Source organism: Catenuloplanes nepalensis, assembly GCF_030811575.1.
Lineage (GTDB): Bacteria > Actinomycetota > Actinomycetes > Mycobacteriales > Micromonosporaceae > Catenuloplanes > Catenuloplanes nepalensis.
Genome location: NZ_JAUSRA010000001.1, coordinates 5,615,686 through 5,630,640, shown reverse-complemented (window position 1 = coordinate 5,630,640; position 14,955 = coordinate 5,615,686). Strand labels below are relative to the sequence as shown.

9 protein-coding genes are annotated in these 14,955 nt (G+C 74.2%); 5 read left to right on the top strand and 4 right to left on the bottom strand.

What is annotated here, in order from left to right; genetic code table 11:
• Window positions 1-41 precede the first annotated feature (41 nt).
• The 4 genes from J2S43_RS23990 to J2S43_RS23975 are packed head-to-tail and all read left to right on the top strand — an operon-like array spanning window position 42 to window position 7,805.
• Window positions 42-1,055 carry a zinc metalloprotease gene (locus J2S43_RS23990; RefSeq protein ID WP_306832805.1) on the top strand — a complete coding sequence of 338 codons (1,014 nt, stop codon included), beginning with the start codon at window positions 42-44 and terminating at the stop codon, window positions 1,053-1,055.
• Window positions 1,052-2,233 carry a trypsin-like serine peptidase gene (locus J2S43_RS23985; protein WP_306832804.1) on the top strand — a complete coding sequence of 394 codons (1,182 nt, stop codon included), beginning with the start codon at window positions 1,052-1,054 and terminating at the stop codon, window positions 2,231-2,233. Before J2S43_RS23990 ends, J2S43_RS23985 begins: the two co-directional genes overlap by 4 nt.
• Window positions 2,230-4,044: a trypsin-like serine peptidase gene (locus J2S43_RS23980; protein WP_306832802.1), complete on the top strand. Its 1,815-nt coding sequence runs from the start codon at window positions 2,230-2,232 to the stop codon at window positions 4,042-4,044. Before J2S43_RS23985 ends, J2S43_RS23980 begins: the two co-directional genes overlap by 4 nt.
• Window positions 4,041-7,805, top strand: coding sequence for an AAA family ATPase (locus tag J2S43_RS23975; protein ID WP_306832799.1), 3,765 nt, complete (start codon window positions 4,041-4,043; stop codon window positions 7,803-7,805). Before J2S43_RS23980 ends, J2S43_RS23975 begins: the two co-directional genes overlap by 4 nt.
• Window positions 7,806-7,939: 134 nt before the next feature.
• Here J2S43_RS23975 and J2S43_RS23970 read toward each other — a convergent pair whose 3' ends face one another.
• The 4 genes from J2S43_RS23970 to J2S43_RS23955 all read right to left on the bottom strand — a co-directional run bounded on the left by J2S43_RS23970 (window position 7,940) and on the right by J2S43_RS23955 (window position 13,447).
• On the bottom strand, window positions 7,940-8,293 hold the full coding sequence (locus J2S43_RS23970) for a hypothetical protein (protein ID WP_306832797.1): 354 nt from the start codon (window positions 8,291-8,293) through the stop codon (window positions 7,940-7,942).
• A 6-nt stretch (window positions 8,294-8,299) separates the two neighbouring features.
• A complete protein-coding gene (locus tag J2S43_RS23965; RefSeq protein WP_306832795.1) occupies window positions 8,300-11,095 on the bottom strand; it encodes an RICIN domain-containing protein in 2,796 nt (931 codons plus the stop codon).
• Between the two features lie 232 nt (window positions 11,096-11,327).
• Window positions 11,328-12,728, bottom strand: coding sequence for a sensor histidine kinase (locus J2S43_RS23960; RefSeq protein ID WP_306832794.1), 1,401 nt, complete (start codon window positions 12,726-12,728; stop codon window positions 11,328-11,330).
• A 29-nt stretch (window positions 12,729-12,757) separates the two neighbouring features.
• On the bottom strand, window positions 12,758-13,447 hold the full coding sequence (locus tag J2S43_RS23955; protein ID WP_306832792.1) for a response regulator transcription factor: 690 nt from the start codon (window positions 13,445-13,447) through the stop codon (window positions 12,758-12,760).
• Window positions 13,448-13,752: 305 nt separating this feature from the next.
• Between J2S43_RS23955 and J2S43_RS23950 the strand changes: the two genes are divergently transcribed.
• Window positions 13,753-14,844, top strand: coding sequence for a lytic polysaccharide monooxygenase (locus J2S43_RS23950; protein ID WP_306832790.1), 1,092 nt, complete (start codon window positions 13,753-13,755; stop codon window positions 14,842-14,844).
• The last annotated feature ends 111 nt before the right edge of the window (window positions 14,845-14,955 follow it).

Sequence of the window (14,955 nt, the reverse complement as noted above, 5' to 3'; positions counted from 1 at the left end):
TGGGCGAAGGCTCATATTCGTCCACGTTGGGGGGTGTGATCATGGCGAGATTGTTCGAGTCGCTGCCGGAGCACATCGAGGCGGCCGTCGAAGTCCGGGATGCCTGGCGCCGCCGGGTCGCGGCGGAGACGGCCGGCCTCGAGTTCCTGGTCCAGGACCTGTCCCGGTGGGCGCCCGGCGTGGTGCTCCGGGTGGCCTTCCTGGACGGTGACACCGAGGCGCACGCGCGGGTCGAGGACGCGACCCGGCAGATAACCGAGGCCTGCGGCATCACGCTCGACTTCGGCCGCGACCCGGCCACCGGGGCCTATCGGCGGTGGACCACCGAGGACACCGAGCACGCGGCCGAGATCCGGGTCAGCTTCGACCAGGGCGGCTACTGGTCGCTGATCGGCACGGACAGCACCGACCCGACGCTCGCGGAGGCGGGCTCGCCGATCGGCGGCGCGCCGCACCAGCGCAGCCTCAACCTGTCCGGCTTCGACGGCATCCTGCCGGACGACTGGGCCGGGACCGTGCGGCACGAGTTCCTGCACGCGCTCGCGTTCAAACACAGCCACCAGAACATGCGCGGCCCGTGCGCGGACGAGTTCCGCTGGGAGGACGACGACGGCTACGTGCCCACCAAGGACGGCCGCGGCGTCTTCATCGCGGACGAGGCGGGGCGGCGGCCGGGGGTCTACACCTACCTCGCCGGGCCGCCGAACCGGTGGACGCGCGCGAAGGTCGACTTCAACCTGCGCACCCAGGAGTCGGACGACACGATCGCGGGGCCGTTCGACACCGAGTCGGTGATGCTCTACCAGTTCGAGCCGTTCTTCTACAGGAGCGCGCCGTCGCCGTGCGCGCCGACCGGGAACGGCATCGACCTCTCCACCGGCGACGTCCGCGGGCTGCAACTGCTCTACCCGCGCACGCCCGAGCCGGACATGGTCAAGCAGGCGTCGACCGCGCTGGCCACGCTCGGCGGCGGCGTCGAGGGGGCGGCCTTCAGCCCGTACCGGCAGCGGCTCGTGGAGATCCTGAACGGGCTGGTCGAGGGACGGGTCCCATGACCGGGAACGCCGGCCGCTACCTGGACCTGATCTCCACCGGCGGCGGGCAGCACTCGCTCGCGGAGTCGGCCGCGTCGACCGCGGGCAACGCGGCACCGGCCGCCAGGACCGAGCTGGTCGAGCGGCTGGAGGCCGAGCTGGCCTACATCGAGTCGAAGACCGGCGTCGCGCCCGACCCGGTGCTCCGCGCCGAGCTGCTCGCCCAGGCCGGCACCGCGCTGGACAAGCTGCTCGGCGACGGCACCGCGGCCGCGCTCACCGCGGACGACGTCTCCGGCCTGGAGGCGGTCGTGGTCACCGACGGCACCCGCCCGGTGCTGTTCGTGGAGGACGACTTCGTCGACCTGCTCGCGCCCAGCCTCGGTGACTACGCGGCGCCGCTGTCCCGGCTCGCCGAGGAGGTCCGCGCGGTCTGCCGGTCGGTCGGCCGGGTCGACGACCCGTCCGCCGCGCCGCTCGGCTACCAGGGCACGGCCTGGGTCGTCGCGGAGGGACTGGTCGCCACGAACTTCCACGTGCTGCAGGCGATCGCGCCGCGCGGCACGCGCCAGGACGGCCAGTTCACCGGCCGGCTCAACCCGGGCGTCGCGGTCCACTTCGGGCACGAGGTCGGCCGGCCCTGGCCGGACCGGCGGTTCCCGATCCGGCGCGTCGTCGCGGTCGGCCGGGAGGGCGCGCCCGAGCACGTGCACACGGTGCTCGGCGGGCTCAACTTCGACGGCCTCGACCTGGCGATCCTCGAGCTGGAGCCGGTGCCGGGCCGCGCGTTCCCGCCGCCGGTCCCGGTCGCCCGCGGCGATGACCCGGTCACCCGCGGCGGGCTCGCCAGCGCCGGGCGCGGCGTCTACGTCGTCGGCTACCCCGGCAACGAGCACTCGACCACGCGCGAACTGTTCACCCGGATCTTCGCGGGCGTGAAGAGCTACAAGCGGCTCGCGCCCGGCCGGATCACCGCGGCCGCCGGCGAGCTGCCCGACGACCCGCACGGCTGGATCCTCACCCACGACGTCTCCACGCTCGGCGGCAACTCCGGTTCCGCGGTCGTCGACCTGGACGCGGACGGCCGATCCGTGCTCGGGCTGCACTTCGCCGGCCAGCCGGAGCGGCAGAACTGGGCGCACGCGCTGGAGCGGATCACCAACGAGCTCTCCGCCGTGCTGCCCGCCGCGGCCCGATGACCGCGGCCACGTCCGTCAGTCTCTCGGCCCTGGCCGACACCGTGACCGCGGCCGCCACCGACTGGATCGTGGTCGAGCGGGTCTGGGAGCGGGTCAGCCGCGCGCGGGGCGTGCACATGCCGCCGCAGACCAGCCGAAACCTACGGGACCTGCTGATCGGCGCGTTCGCGGCCGCGGACGAGCACGGTTTCCTCGACGTCTTCGCGTTCGAGCTGATCAAGGAGGGTCTGGCCGGGCCGTCGCTGGTCACCGCGCTGCGCGCGATCGACGAGAACGCGGGCGGCTTCCAGCTCCAGGCGCTGCAGAACGGTGTCCGGCACGCGGTCAACCCGATGACGTACGCGGAAGGGCTGCTGCGCGCCTGCGACTACGTCTGCCGGATAGACATAAGGGGTGTCCAGGCCGGCACCGGCGTGCTGGTCCGGCCGACCGTGGTCGCGACCATGGCGCACGTGCTCTGGCCGCTGCTCACCCAGGAGCCGGACGGCACGCTCGCGGCCGCGCCGGACAGCCTGCGCCACCTGGTCGTCACGTTCCGGGACTACGTCGACCGGGCCGCGACCCGGCTGGCCGGCGAGACCGCGCCGCTGCACCCGGACTGGCTGCTCCACGGCAGCCCGCCGACCGAGGGCGAACGGCTGGCCAAGGACGTGCGCGACATCGACGGCATCGCCGCGCCGGCCGGGCCGTGGGACCTCGCGCTGATCCGCCTCGCCGCGCCGCCCAAGGGCGCGGCCCAGGCCGAGCTGATGGGCAGCCCGCCGGCCGGGCCGTTCGAGGTCAGCCTGCTGCACCACCCGCACGGGCCGAACGAGCGCGGCGAACCGCTGCTGCTCTCCGACGGGCGCCTCGACGAACAGCTCGGCGTGCCCCCGGTGCGGTACCTGCACGACGTGAACACGCTCGGCGGCTCGTCCGGCGCGCCCGTCTTCGACCAGCGGTGGCGGATCGTGGCGCTGCATCAGGGCGGCGTCACCGGCGTCCGGAACCGGGCCGTGCCGGTGCGCGACTGGTCGCCGATGCTGGACCGGCCGCTCCCGGACGGCGTGCCCTACCTGCACTTCCTCGAGCGCTCCGGCGATCTGGTGCCGATGCCGTACCCGGTGATCGGCCGCCGCGGCACCCAGCAGCGGCTGTGGCGCGCGCTGCGCCCGGACGCGGCACCGGCCGAGCGGCTCTTCCTGGTCCGCGGCGCCCCGGGCACCGGCAAACGGTTCACGAAACGCCTGGTCCGCGAGTTCGTGGAGAAGCACAGCGACGGCGTGGTGGTCACGCTCGACCTGGCGAACGCGCTCGCCCAGGACGCGGACGGCTTCGCCCGCTGGGTCACCGGCGCGCTCTCCGCGCCCCGGCCCGCGCTCAGCCACGGCGACGTGCTGACCACCGCGCCGCGCGAGATCCGGGACGGTGTGCTGCCCGGGCTCAACCAGCGGGTGTCCGAAGTGGGCGGTGACCGCGCGGTGTGGCTGGTGCTGGAGGGCTTCGGCGGTGCCGCGATGGACGTACCGCCCGGGGTGAAGGACGTGGTGGTGAACCTGATGGGCCGGCTCCGCGACAACCCGTCCCAGCGGCTCGTGCTGGTCGGCTGGGACGAACGGCCGCCGGAGGGCTTCGAGGCGGCGATCGAGGAGCTGGCGTTGCCGGCCGCGTACGACATCGCGGCCCACTTCACGCCGGCCGGCTCGGCACCGGCGGACGCGCTGGTCACGGCCGTGCCGTCGCTGCTGGCGCTGCAACAGGCGCGCGGGCTGACCGGCTATCCGGCCGCGCACGCGGTGCTGCGCATGCTGGCCGCGGGCGTGGCGACGTGACGTCATCCCTCCCGGGGTTCCCGCCCTCACCGTCCTCGTCCGGGCCGGCGCCGGAGGCCGCGGCGCTGAACGCGATCCGGGACATGTGGGCGGACCGTTCCCCGGCGGAGAGGTCCGCCTTCGCCGCCACCCTCGAAACCCCTCCGCCTGCGGCGGATCAAGATCTTCAAAACCAGATCTCGAGGGTACGGATGCGGGGCGCTCTGTCCGGCGGTGTCGACCCGGCCACGCTCGTGACCGGCCTGGACCCGGAGGACGGGCAGCGCGTCCTGGACCTGCTGGTGCCGGAGTTCGACCGGTCCCATGTGGATGACGTGTGGCGCTGGACGATGCGCAGCGGCCCGCGACGCGACGCGCTCCGCGCGCTGGCCGATTCACCGCGGGCGCTGACCGACGCGATCACGGACGCGATCGGCGTGCCGACGGACCAGGCCGGTCAATACCTCCGGCTGCTCGCCGCCCACGCGACCGGCCTGGCCGCGCTCCCACCGGACGGCCTCGCGGCCCGCCCCACCACGCTCCCCGCCCGTCCCGCCACAATCCCCCACCAGCCCGGCGGCACGCCGCCCGCTGCTCCCGCCGGGCCGCCCGCCGCCGTCGCGCCGCCCGCTGCGCCCGCGGGGCCGCCCGCGCAGTCAGCCGCGCCGCCCGCTGCGCCTGCGGGGCCGCCCGCTGCCGTTGCGTCACCCGTTGCTCCTGCTGGGCCGCCCGCGCAGTCCGCTGGGCGTGCTGGGCCGCCCGCGCCACCCGCCGCGCCGCCGGCGCAGTCCGGTGGCACACCGCCCGCCTCGCCCGGCGGCCTACCGCCTGCCGCGCCGCCCGCCTCGTCCGGTGATGTGGCTGCGGCCGGGTCGCCGTCCCCGTCCGGAGTCGCGGCGCCGGGCCCGGACGACGGTGCCGGGCTCGCGGCGCTGGATGCCGCGCGGCTGCTGGCCGCGATCGCCGCGACCGGCGCGCCGCCGCCGGAGCGGCCGGTCGGCACCCGAACCGCGTTGCAGGCCCTGGCCTGGGCCGAGCCGCTCGGCGGGCTCGCCGGCGATCTCGCGGAGGCGCGGCGCCGGGTGCGCGTCGAGGCGGTCGTGGAGAGCTACGGCGCGCTGCTCGGCAACGGGTTCTTCGGTCGTGAGGAGGAGCTGTCCCGGCTGCGCGACTTCGCCACCGCGCCGGTCACCGGCGACGACACGCCGGTGCCGCTGCTGCCCGTGGTCGGGCTCGGCGGCGCCGGGAAGTCGACCGCGCTGGCCGCGTTCGTCGACCCGTACCTGCGGGAGATCCTGCGGCCGGACTCGACCGGCCCGGTGGTCATCGTGATCGACTTCGACCGCGTGCAGTTCCGGATCGACGCGGAGCTGGAACTGTCCTTCGAGGTCAGCCGCCAGCTCGGCGACGCGCACCCGGTCGCGGCCGCGGACTTCTCCGCGCTGCGCTACCAGGTGCGCCAGGAGCGGGCCGGTACGGCCGCGGCCCGCTACTCCGGATCGCTCGCCGCCGGTGAGGGCGCCGGGGACGCGCCCGCGTTCGAGCGGGACGCGTCGCCGGCGGTCCGCATGCACGGGCTGGACGCCCGGCCGGTGCTGCTGATCCTGGACACGTTCGAGGAGTGGCAGCGGGACCGGCCGGACCCGGCGCGGCCCCGCCTGCACGACAACGACCCGGAGGCGCGCATCCTGCACTGGATCGCGCGGCTGAAGGACACGATGGGCCTGCACGGGCTGCGCGTGATCCTCTCCGGCCGCGCGGACGTCGCGATCGACGCGGCCGACGTCACCCGCCGGGTCGAGGTGGCGGAGGCGATCTGCCTGGCGGACCTGGCACCGGAGGCCGCGGCGGAACTGCTCACGGCGCACGGCGTACCCGCGGATCAGGCTTTTGATCTCGCTGTTCTGGTCGGGGGGAACCCGCTGACGCTGCGCGTGGCCGCGCGGTTCTTCGGCCACCTGCCGCCGGGCGAAAGAGCGGAATTCATCGCGGGTACGGGGTCCGCGCTGGACGGCGAGCTGCGCCGCGAGGTGCTCTACGCGCGGTTCCTCTGGCACGTCGCGGATCCGCGGGTGCGCCGCCTCGCGCACCCCGGGCTGATCCTGCGCCGGGTCACGGCCGGGCTGATCCGGCACGTGCTCGCGCCGTACTGCGGGCTCGGCCCGCTCACCGACGCGGGCGCCGCGGAGCTGCTGGAACGCCTTGCGGACGAGGTCTGGCTGGTCAAACGGGACGGTGACGAGGTGCGCCACCTGCCGGACGTCCGCCGCGCGATGCTGCACCTGATGACCACCGACCCGGCGTACCGGGACGCGCTGCCCGCGATCCACCGCGCGGCCGCGTCCTGGTACCACGCGCTGCCCGGCGAGGACGCCGCGGTCGAGGCGCTCTACCACGAGCTGATGCTCCGCTTCGACGACGACACGTCCCGCCGGATGTCCGAGCGGGGGCCCGCCCGGCCGCAGCCGCCGGATCATCCGGGGACTTTCGAAGGGGCGCCTGCGGGTGCCGCCGACGATCCGGTGCGGTCGCCCGAGCCTGCGCCGTGGTCCGCTCCGGGGCAGAAAGCCGCTGCGAAGCCGAGACGTTTGCCCGACTGGTGGCCGGTGTGGCCACCGAGACAGCGGACCGGCGACGAGCCCACGCCCGAGCCCGGCCAGGGCGCCGGCCCGGCGACCGGACAGGATCGCGACCGGCCGGCCGGCCGTGACGTCGGCGTGGTGGTTGGCCGCGATGCTTTTGCCTCTGCGGATCGGCCGGGTCCCGCCGATGTGCGCGGGCGCACCGATCCGCTCGATCCGGCGGATCCGCGGCTGGCCGGGCGGCTGGCCGCGCTCGGTGACGCGGTGGACGAGCTGCCGCCCGCGACCGCGGCCGAGGCCCGGGTGCTGCGCGGGGAGACGCCGCCGCTGGCCGAGGCGCTGCGCGTGAGCGATCGGGCCTGGGCGCTGTGGCTGGAGCGGCGTGGCCGGTTCCTGGTCGACAACGACGCAGCCGCGGAGGCGCTGGAGCTGCTGGACGCGCGCCCCGCCCCGGCGGAACCGGAGTGGCTGGCCCAGGCCTGCTGCGACCTCGCGCGCTGGGACGAGTACGGCCCGCGCGCGTCCGCGTTCGGCGGCGGCCGGCTCACCCCGCACCGATACCAGACGATCGCGGCACTGCTCAGCGGCTCGGTGATCGCGCTGCCGGCCGTGGACCCGGAGACGATCGGCGGCGGGCCGGGGTTCCACGGTCACGCGCTCACCCACTACTACTACCGGCTGCTGCTGCGGCAGCCGGCCGACATCGCGGCCTGGCGACGGTCGGAACCGCTGCTGGCCGCGTCCGCCGCGGATCTGACCGGCACCGACCGGAACCCCATCGACCTGTTCCCGGTCGACGAGCTGCGCCGGGCCCTGGTCTGGGTCGCGGCCGGCTGCCCCGGCGGCACGATCGCGCTGCAGAACCCGGTTCCCGGCATCGGCACGTCGCTGTCCCGCCGCCGGATCAGCGAATCGCCGGAGATCCTCCGGAGGCTGCGCGGCGACAATCCGGAACTGCGCGCGGCCGTCCGCACCGCGCTCCTGGAGACCGACGACCCCGGTCCGCCGCACCCGGAGAGCCTGGTCCACATCGACGTCATGGGCGAGCTCGGCGCCTACCTGGACATGGCCGTGGCCCGGAACCCCCGGGTGGAACCGGTGCACCGCGTCCGTGCAGCCGTCCGGCGCTGGGATCGGATCAACGCCGCCGTCATCGACGCCATCGTGCGGGACGCCGCAGCCGGCTGGCCGGGACTCTGATGCGCCCGGCGTCAGGGTCACCGGCGGCGGTCTTCTGGTGATCCAGGCGTTATTGACGTCGTTCTAACGACGTCAATAACGCCTGGATCACGGATCGGCCGGCGACGAAGGGTTCAGACGGAGGGCCGGTCTCGTCAAGGGCGGCGGCGCAGCGTGGCGAGCGTGATCGCGGTGAACAGCAGCGCCACCGCGCCCGCGCCGATCAGCAGCGCGGTGACCGAGGCGTGGCCGGTCGCGGGGATCTCCACGTCGGCCATTCGGACTGCCGGACCGGCCGGTGCGGCGCAGACCACGGTGCCGGGGGCGGCGGTGGGGCAGGGCGCGGGCGTGGCGACCGGGGAGGCGTAGACCGGGTCCTGCCAGCAGGCGAGGAACGTCAGCACGCCCAGCGTCAGCAGGATCACCCAGCGGATGATGCGGCGGCGCGTGAAGAACCCGCCGGCCTCCGGGCTGGAGGCCGGCATCGCGTGCGGGCGGCGCGGGCTCATCGTCGGTTACCCGGGGAGCGCGGTCCACGACTGGTGAAGCAGTCCGTCCGGGCTCTGCAGGGAGAGGACGCGCGCGCCGCCGTACCGCTGCTCGCCCAGGCCGGCCACCAGGTTGGCGCCGGCCGCGCGGAGCGTGAAGCCGTTGTCGGTGGGCAGGACGACCCAGTGCTGTTCATCGGCCGCCTCCTTGCAGGTGACCTGGACGAGGGGGACTCCGGCGGCGATCTCGCCGCCCAGCGGGACCACGCACTTCTCGGTGACCCGGGAGACGAGCTGGAAGGCGTTGCCCACCCGGCGCAGGCTCCACTGCTGCTGGGTGACGCCCTCGGCGCGCTGGGCCACGATCGGCGTGGACTCGTTGTTGCGGGCGCCGTAGAGGTGCGCGGCGCCGCCGGTGAGCGCGTTGTCGAGCTGGAACCAGCCCTCCATGATCGGGCGGGCGGCCGGCGAGGTCTTGGCGGTGAGCGCGTCCGTGAACCGCTCGCCGTCGCTGGTCAGCACCTGGATGCTGTATTCCGTGCCGGGCGTCAGGCCGATGATCCGGGCCCGGGTGGCCGCGGTGACGCCGATGATCTGACCGTTGACCGTCACGGTGTAGTGCACCGCGTCCGTGGCCGCGTTCCAGCTGACCCGGGTGGACGTGCTGGTGGTGTCCCGGATCTTGAGGAAGCCGGGCGGTGGCGGTGCGCCGATCGGCGGCTCGCTGGCCAGGCCGGGCTCGGCCGGCGGCGGCGCCGGCAGGGACGGCGTCGGTGAGGCAGCGGACGGCGTGACGGACGGGCTGGACCCGGTCGGCGCGCCACCGCCCCCGCCGCCGAGCAGCCCGTCCAGCAGGCCGCTGACCACGCCCTCGTCATCGTCGTCGCCGGTGTCCTCCGGGTCCTCGGGATCCTCCGGGTCGTCCTCACCGCTGGTCGGCGTGGGGGAGGGCGACGCGGGCACGGGCGACTTCGTGGGCGTGGTGGACCGGCGGGGCGACGGCGACGGATTTCCGCGCGGCGGCGTCACGGCGCCGGCCGGGCGGTCCGGGGCCGGCTCTGCGGGCTGCGTGTCGCCCGGCGCGGCCTCACGGATCAGGAACTCGCTGTTCGCCAGGTTCCAGTTCGTGGCGAGGTAGCTGCCCGGCTCCGGATCGGTGTTGAAGTAGTCGTCGCCGCCGCAGTCGAGCAGCGCCTCGCCGGACACGCTCTCGCAGTCGACCCGGACCTCCTCGCCGCTCTCGTCCGGGTAGCACATCAGGTCGTGGTCGTCGAGGCAGTGGCCCAGGCCGCTGCTGTTCGGCGCGCCGTCGCCGACGCCGCCGAGCGTGTGCACGAGCTGGTGCGTGGCCATCGGCGCGGACCAGCAGCCGGCGTCGACGCGCGCGTAGGACGGGCCGCCGTTGTTCAGGTTGCCGGCGTCGGCGCGGGCGTCCCGGATGACCGTGCCGATGCCGCAGTAGACGTTCGTGTCCGCGAAGATCAGGTATTTCCGGTCGGTCCGGTCGTAGCCGAGCGCGCGCATGCCGGCCAGCGTCCGGTCGAAGCCGTCCAGCCGGTCCGCGGGCAGTTGCACCTCGGTCACGTCGACGCGGCAGTCCGGCGTGGTCACGTAGCGCACGTGCCGGATGCCGCCGGTGCGGGCCGCGCTGGCGGAGAAGATCTCGTCGACCTCGGCGGCCCAGCGGCGGATCGACGGCAGGTAGCGGCTGAACCGGCTGACCGCGTCCGTCGGGTACGCGTAGATGACCTGCACCCGCTTGCCCTGGTAACCGTCGCCCTCGCAGGCCACGCCGTCCTCGCCCACGGTGAACGCGTCGTCGCCGCTGGCCGGGTCCGGCACCAGCGCGGGCATCGAGCTGGCCGGCACGACCGCGCCCTCGTCCCGCACCACGTCCGCGTCGTCCGGCACGCCGCGGGTGTCCTTGACCGGCTCGACCAGCGGGGGCACGCCCTCCGCGATCGGCGCCGCGTCCTGGGAGACCTTGAACGAGGGCGGTGCCGGGTCCGGCCCGTAGGAGCAGACGCCGGCGGTGTCGTTCACCTCGTACGCCCCGATGCAGAGCGAGTTGCGGCTGGCCGGGGTGAGCCCGTCGTAGACCAGGCCGTCCTCCGGCTGGCTGGCCGGCAGCGCCGCGATCGGCACCAGGCCGGGCAGCGAGCTGATGCTGGGCGTCCACTGGGTGAGCAGCGCGGGCAGGATCAGCAGCACGATGCCGAGCAGCACGGCGCCGGTGGCCAGGTTGATCCGGCGCGGGAAGCGCACGGTCGCGGGCAGGTCGCGCGCGGCCGAGGTGCGCCGGACCACCTCGCCGTGCCGCTTCGCCGACCGGGGCGAGGCCGGCGGTTCGGCCGGCGCGGGCGCGCGGCCGCCGCGGTCGCGCCGGATCGCCTGCACGCGCATCAGCTGGGTCCGGCTGGCCCAGGCCGGCAGCTCCTGGACGCGGCGGCGGGCACCCTCACGGCGTACCGCGGAAGGGTTTTGCGCTTCTTGCGGCGTTTCGGGCGGCTCGGTCGGATGATCGCGCCGGGTCGGCACCACCCGCGCCGAGACGATCTCCCGCACCCGGCCCCAGCGTGCCCCGATCCCGGCGGAGCGCAGAAACCCGGCGGAACGCGGGAAGCCGGCGGAACGCGGGAAGCCGGCGGAACGGATGATGCCGGACAGTCGCGCGAGTCCGGAGGAGAGGCCGGTCTGTCGCGGCTCGGGAGCCCCCGCGCGGCGGTGCCGCGCGCTGGTCGAGCCGAACGACGCCGGAAGATCCCGGATGAAGGAGCGCGTTGTGGCCGTTCGCCGCCGTGGAAGCTCGCGGTGCGACGACACGCGTGTGATACCTCCGCATGGTGGGCGCGCGGCGGGGTGAGGGTTTGGGGGACCGCACCCCGCCGCACGCGGGTTACACCGGACCGGGGTGTGGGGACGACTTGCGGGCGGTGGTCCGACGTAACCGGATGGGATCGGGTTGAAGACTGCCACCTGGCAGATGGCTGTGGGAATGGGCTTAAGGCGAAACTAAGCAAAGCTTGGGGGTTCAGATCGTTGGGTGGTCCGCACATCACTCCGAGTTATCGCGCGGGCGGGGCCACCGGGGTCGTCCGGGTTCGCCCGCCAGGCGTCCGACCAGGCCGAACCGGCTGGCCTGCTTCGGTTTGGCCTCGGCGTCGCCGAAGAGCATGACCACGCTGGCGCCGCCGAGCGAGGATCGCGCGATGCTGACCGACCCGCCGGTGGCGAGCGTGGCCCGCTTCGCGATGTCCAGCCCGAGCCCGGTGGAGCCCCGGTCGGAGGCGCCGCGTTGCAGTGCCCGTTCCGGGTCGGCGATGCCGGTGCCGGCGTCGTCCACGCGCAGCGCGATCCAGCCGTCCCGCCGGGACACGCCGATCTCGAACGCGGTGCCCTGCGCGGTGTAGCGGAACACGTTGCCCAGCACCGCGTCCAGCGCGGCGGCCAGCTCGGAGCGGGGCACCTGCACGGGGATGCGGGTCTGCGCGCCGATCACCCGGTACGGCCGGTTCTGGTCGCCGGCCAGCGCGGACCAGAACGTCATCCGCTCCCGGACCACCTCGCTGGCGTCGCAGCCGCCGTCCTCCGGCGGTGGCGCACCTCGATCCGCGACCGCGCGCCGGGTCGTGGTGATCAGCGCGTCCACCTCGCCTTCGAGGGTCACGATCGCCTGCCGGATGCGCCGGATCGTGCGCCGCCGGTCCAGCTCGGCCGCGGAGAAGTCGCCGACGCTGGTGTCGTCGGGGTCGAGCGCCTCCGCGTCCAGTCGCAGCACGGTCAGCGGGGTACGCAGCCGGTGCGACAGGTCCGCCACCATCTCCCGTTCGTTGGTGCGCGAGGTGACCAGCCGGTCCGCCATCCGGTTGAACGCGTAACCGGCCTCGGCCAGCTCGCGCGGCCCGGTCGGCTGGATGCGCACGCCGAGGTCGCCGTCGCCGACCGCCATCGCGGCCCGGACCAGCGACCGCGCGGAGCCGACCGTCTTGCCGGCGAGCCGGTCGACGACGAACACGCTGGCGCCGACCAGGCCGAGCGCGATGAGCGCGAGCGTCCACCAGATCGCGGGGACGCCGTCGTTGAGCGCGTGGTCCGGCACGAACACCTCGACGACCGCGGTGTTCTCGCCGACGATCACCGGTTCGAGCCGCAGCGCGCCGCCGTCCACCCGGACCACGACCGGGCGGCCGCCGCTGATCGCGCGCTCCCGGTCCGCCTCGGCGGCCCGGCCCTCCTGCGAATCGGAGAGCCCGAGCACCACCGGCGTGTCGGTCAGCGGGCCGCTGCCGGCCGCCTCGATCGCGCGCTGCACGCCCGCCTCGTCGGCCTGTGCGGCCAGCGCACCGGCGACTATCGCGCTGCGCCGCCCGGCCTCGGTGAGCGCGCGTTCCCGCGCGTCCTCGGCGACCTGGATGGCCAGCGGGATCACGAAGACCAGCGCGGCCACCGCGGTCATCGCCGCGCTGACATACGCCAGTCCGGCCCTCAGTCCGGTGCCACCAACCGGAATCCGACCCCCCGCACGGTGCGCAGGTAGCGCGGTTTCGCCGCGGACTCGCCCAGCTTGCGGCGGAGCCAGTACAGGTGCACGTCGATCGTCTGGTCCTCGCCGACCGATGGCTGTCGCCATACCTCCTCCAACAGCTCCCGGCGGGACACCACGCGGCCCGGGCGGGCGGCGAGGTAAGCGAGCAGGTCGAATTCCTTGCGGGTCAGCGCGAGCGGCGCGCCGTCGAGCTGCGCGGAGCGCTCGCCGACGTCGACCCGCAGGCCGCCGACCTGGTGCACGGCCGGCTGGGCGGTGCGGGTGGCGCGGCCGGCGCGGCGCAGCACGGTGGTGATGCGCGCGTCCAGGTGGGCGCCGGTGAACGGCTTCACCATGTAGTCGTCGGCACCGGAGCGCAGCAGTCGCACTATCGACTGCTCGTCGTCGCGGGCGGTGGCGATGATGATCGGCACGTCGGTGATGCCGCGCAGCATCCGCAACGCGTCCGCGCCGTCGAGGTCCGGGAGGCCGAGGTCGAGCACGACCAGATCGGGCGTCTCCGCGGCGACCCGGCGCAGCGCTTCCAGCGCCGTGCCGACGGCATGGACGGCATGCCCACGGTCGGCGAGGCTGCGCAACATCGCACCTCGCACGACGTGGTCGTCCTCGACGAGCAACACCGTGGCCATGCGAAGAACGTACTTGGCGTGGCAAGCGCGGCGGCGTCTGGGGCATCGATGTTGTGGGATGAGTCATGAAATATCGGGCTATAAAGCATCGATCAAATCCCTTTGGCGGTACGGAATTCAGCCGCTCGCCCGAGGTCCGCGCAGCCGTTCGGCGTACCCCGGGACGGGTCTTCGGTTTGCGGTTTTGATCGAACTGTGTGAATCTCTCCGGCGGAGCCGTTTTCGCAGAGCCACGCGCGCAGGAGCACCGGGCAGCTCACTCGCCGCGCCGCTCTCGTCCCTCTCTCTGCCTTGGAGCGCTCCTCATGCCTTCTGCCCTGTCCCGAAATCTCCTTCTCCGCGCGCTGGCCGTGCTGGCCGCCGCGATCGTCGCGGTCACCGCCGCCTGGGCGGTGCCCGCGCAGGCGCACGGCAACATCCAGGACCCACCGTCCCGCAACTTCCGCTGCTGGGAGCGGTGGGGCGGCGAGTTCCAGAACCCGGCCATGGCCACCGAGGACCCGATGTGCTGGCAGGCCTGGCAGGCCGACCCGAACGCGATGTGGAACTGGAACGGCCTGTTCCGCGAGGGCGTCGCCGGCAACCACCAGGGCGCCATCCCGGACGGCCAGCTGTGCAGCGCGGGCCGGTCGAACAGCGGCCGCTACAACGCGCTCGACACGGTCGGGAACTGGCACGCCGAGAACGTGTCGAACGACTTCACCGCGCACGTCTTCGACCAGGCCAGCCACGGCGCCGACTACATCCGCGTCTACGTGACCAAGCAGGGGTACGACCCGGTCACGCAGCCGCTCGGCTGGGGCAACCTGGAATTGGTCAAGGAGATCGGTGACACGCCGGCCTCGCAGTGGGACCAGGTCGCGGGCGGCGTCGCACTGGACATTCCGGTCAGCGCGCCCGGCCGCACCGGCCGGCACGTCGTCTACACGATCTGGCAGGCCAGCCACCTCGACCAGTCCTACTACTGGTGCAGCGACGTCAACTTCGGCGGCGTCGTGAACCCGACGCCGACCGCGACCGCCACCTCGTCGCCGTCGCCCCGGCCGTCCGCGACCGTGTCGCCGACCTCGTCGCCGGCGCCGTCCCCGACTGGCGGTGCCGAGGGCTGCTCGGTGACCTACTCCACCGCGTCCACCTGGTCCGGCGGCTACCAGGGCGACGTGAAGGTCACCGCGGGCAGCGCGGCGATCAAGGGCTGGCGGGTGACCTGGACGCTGCCGAGCGGCCAGGCGATCAGCCAGTCGTGGAACGCGACCGTCACCACCAGCGGCACCACGGCCACCGCGACGAACGCGGCCTACAACGGCGCGCTGAACGCGGGCGCGAGCACGTCGTTCGGCTTCATCGCCGGCGGCACGCCCGGCGCGATCACGCCGAGCTGCACCGCGACGATCTGACCCGTCCGCCTGTGTGGTGATCCAGGCGTCGTCCACGTCGTTCCAACGACGTGGACGACGCCTGGATCATGGGGTGGTGAAGGGCTGGGTACCCGAGCGGATCATCCGCCC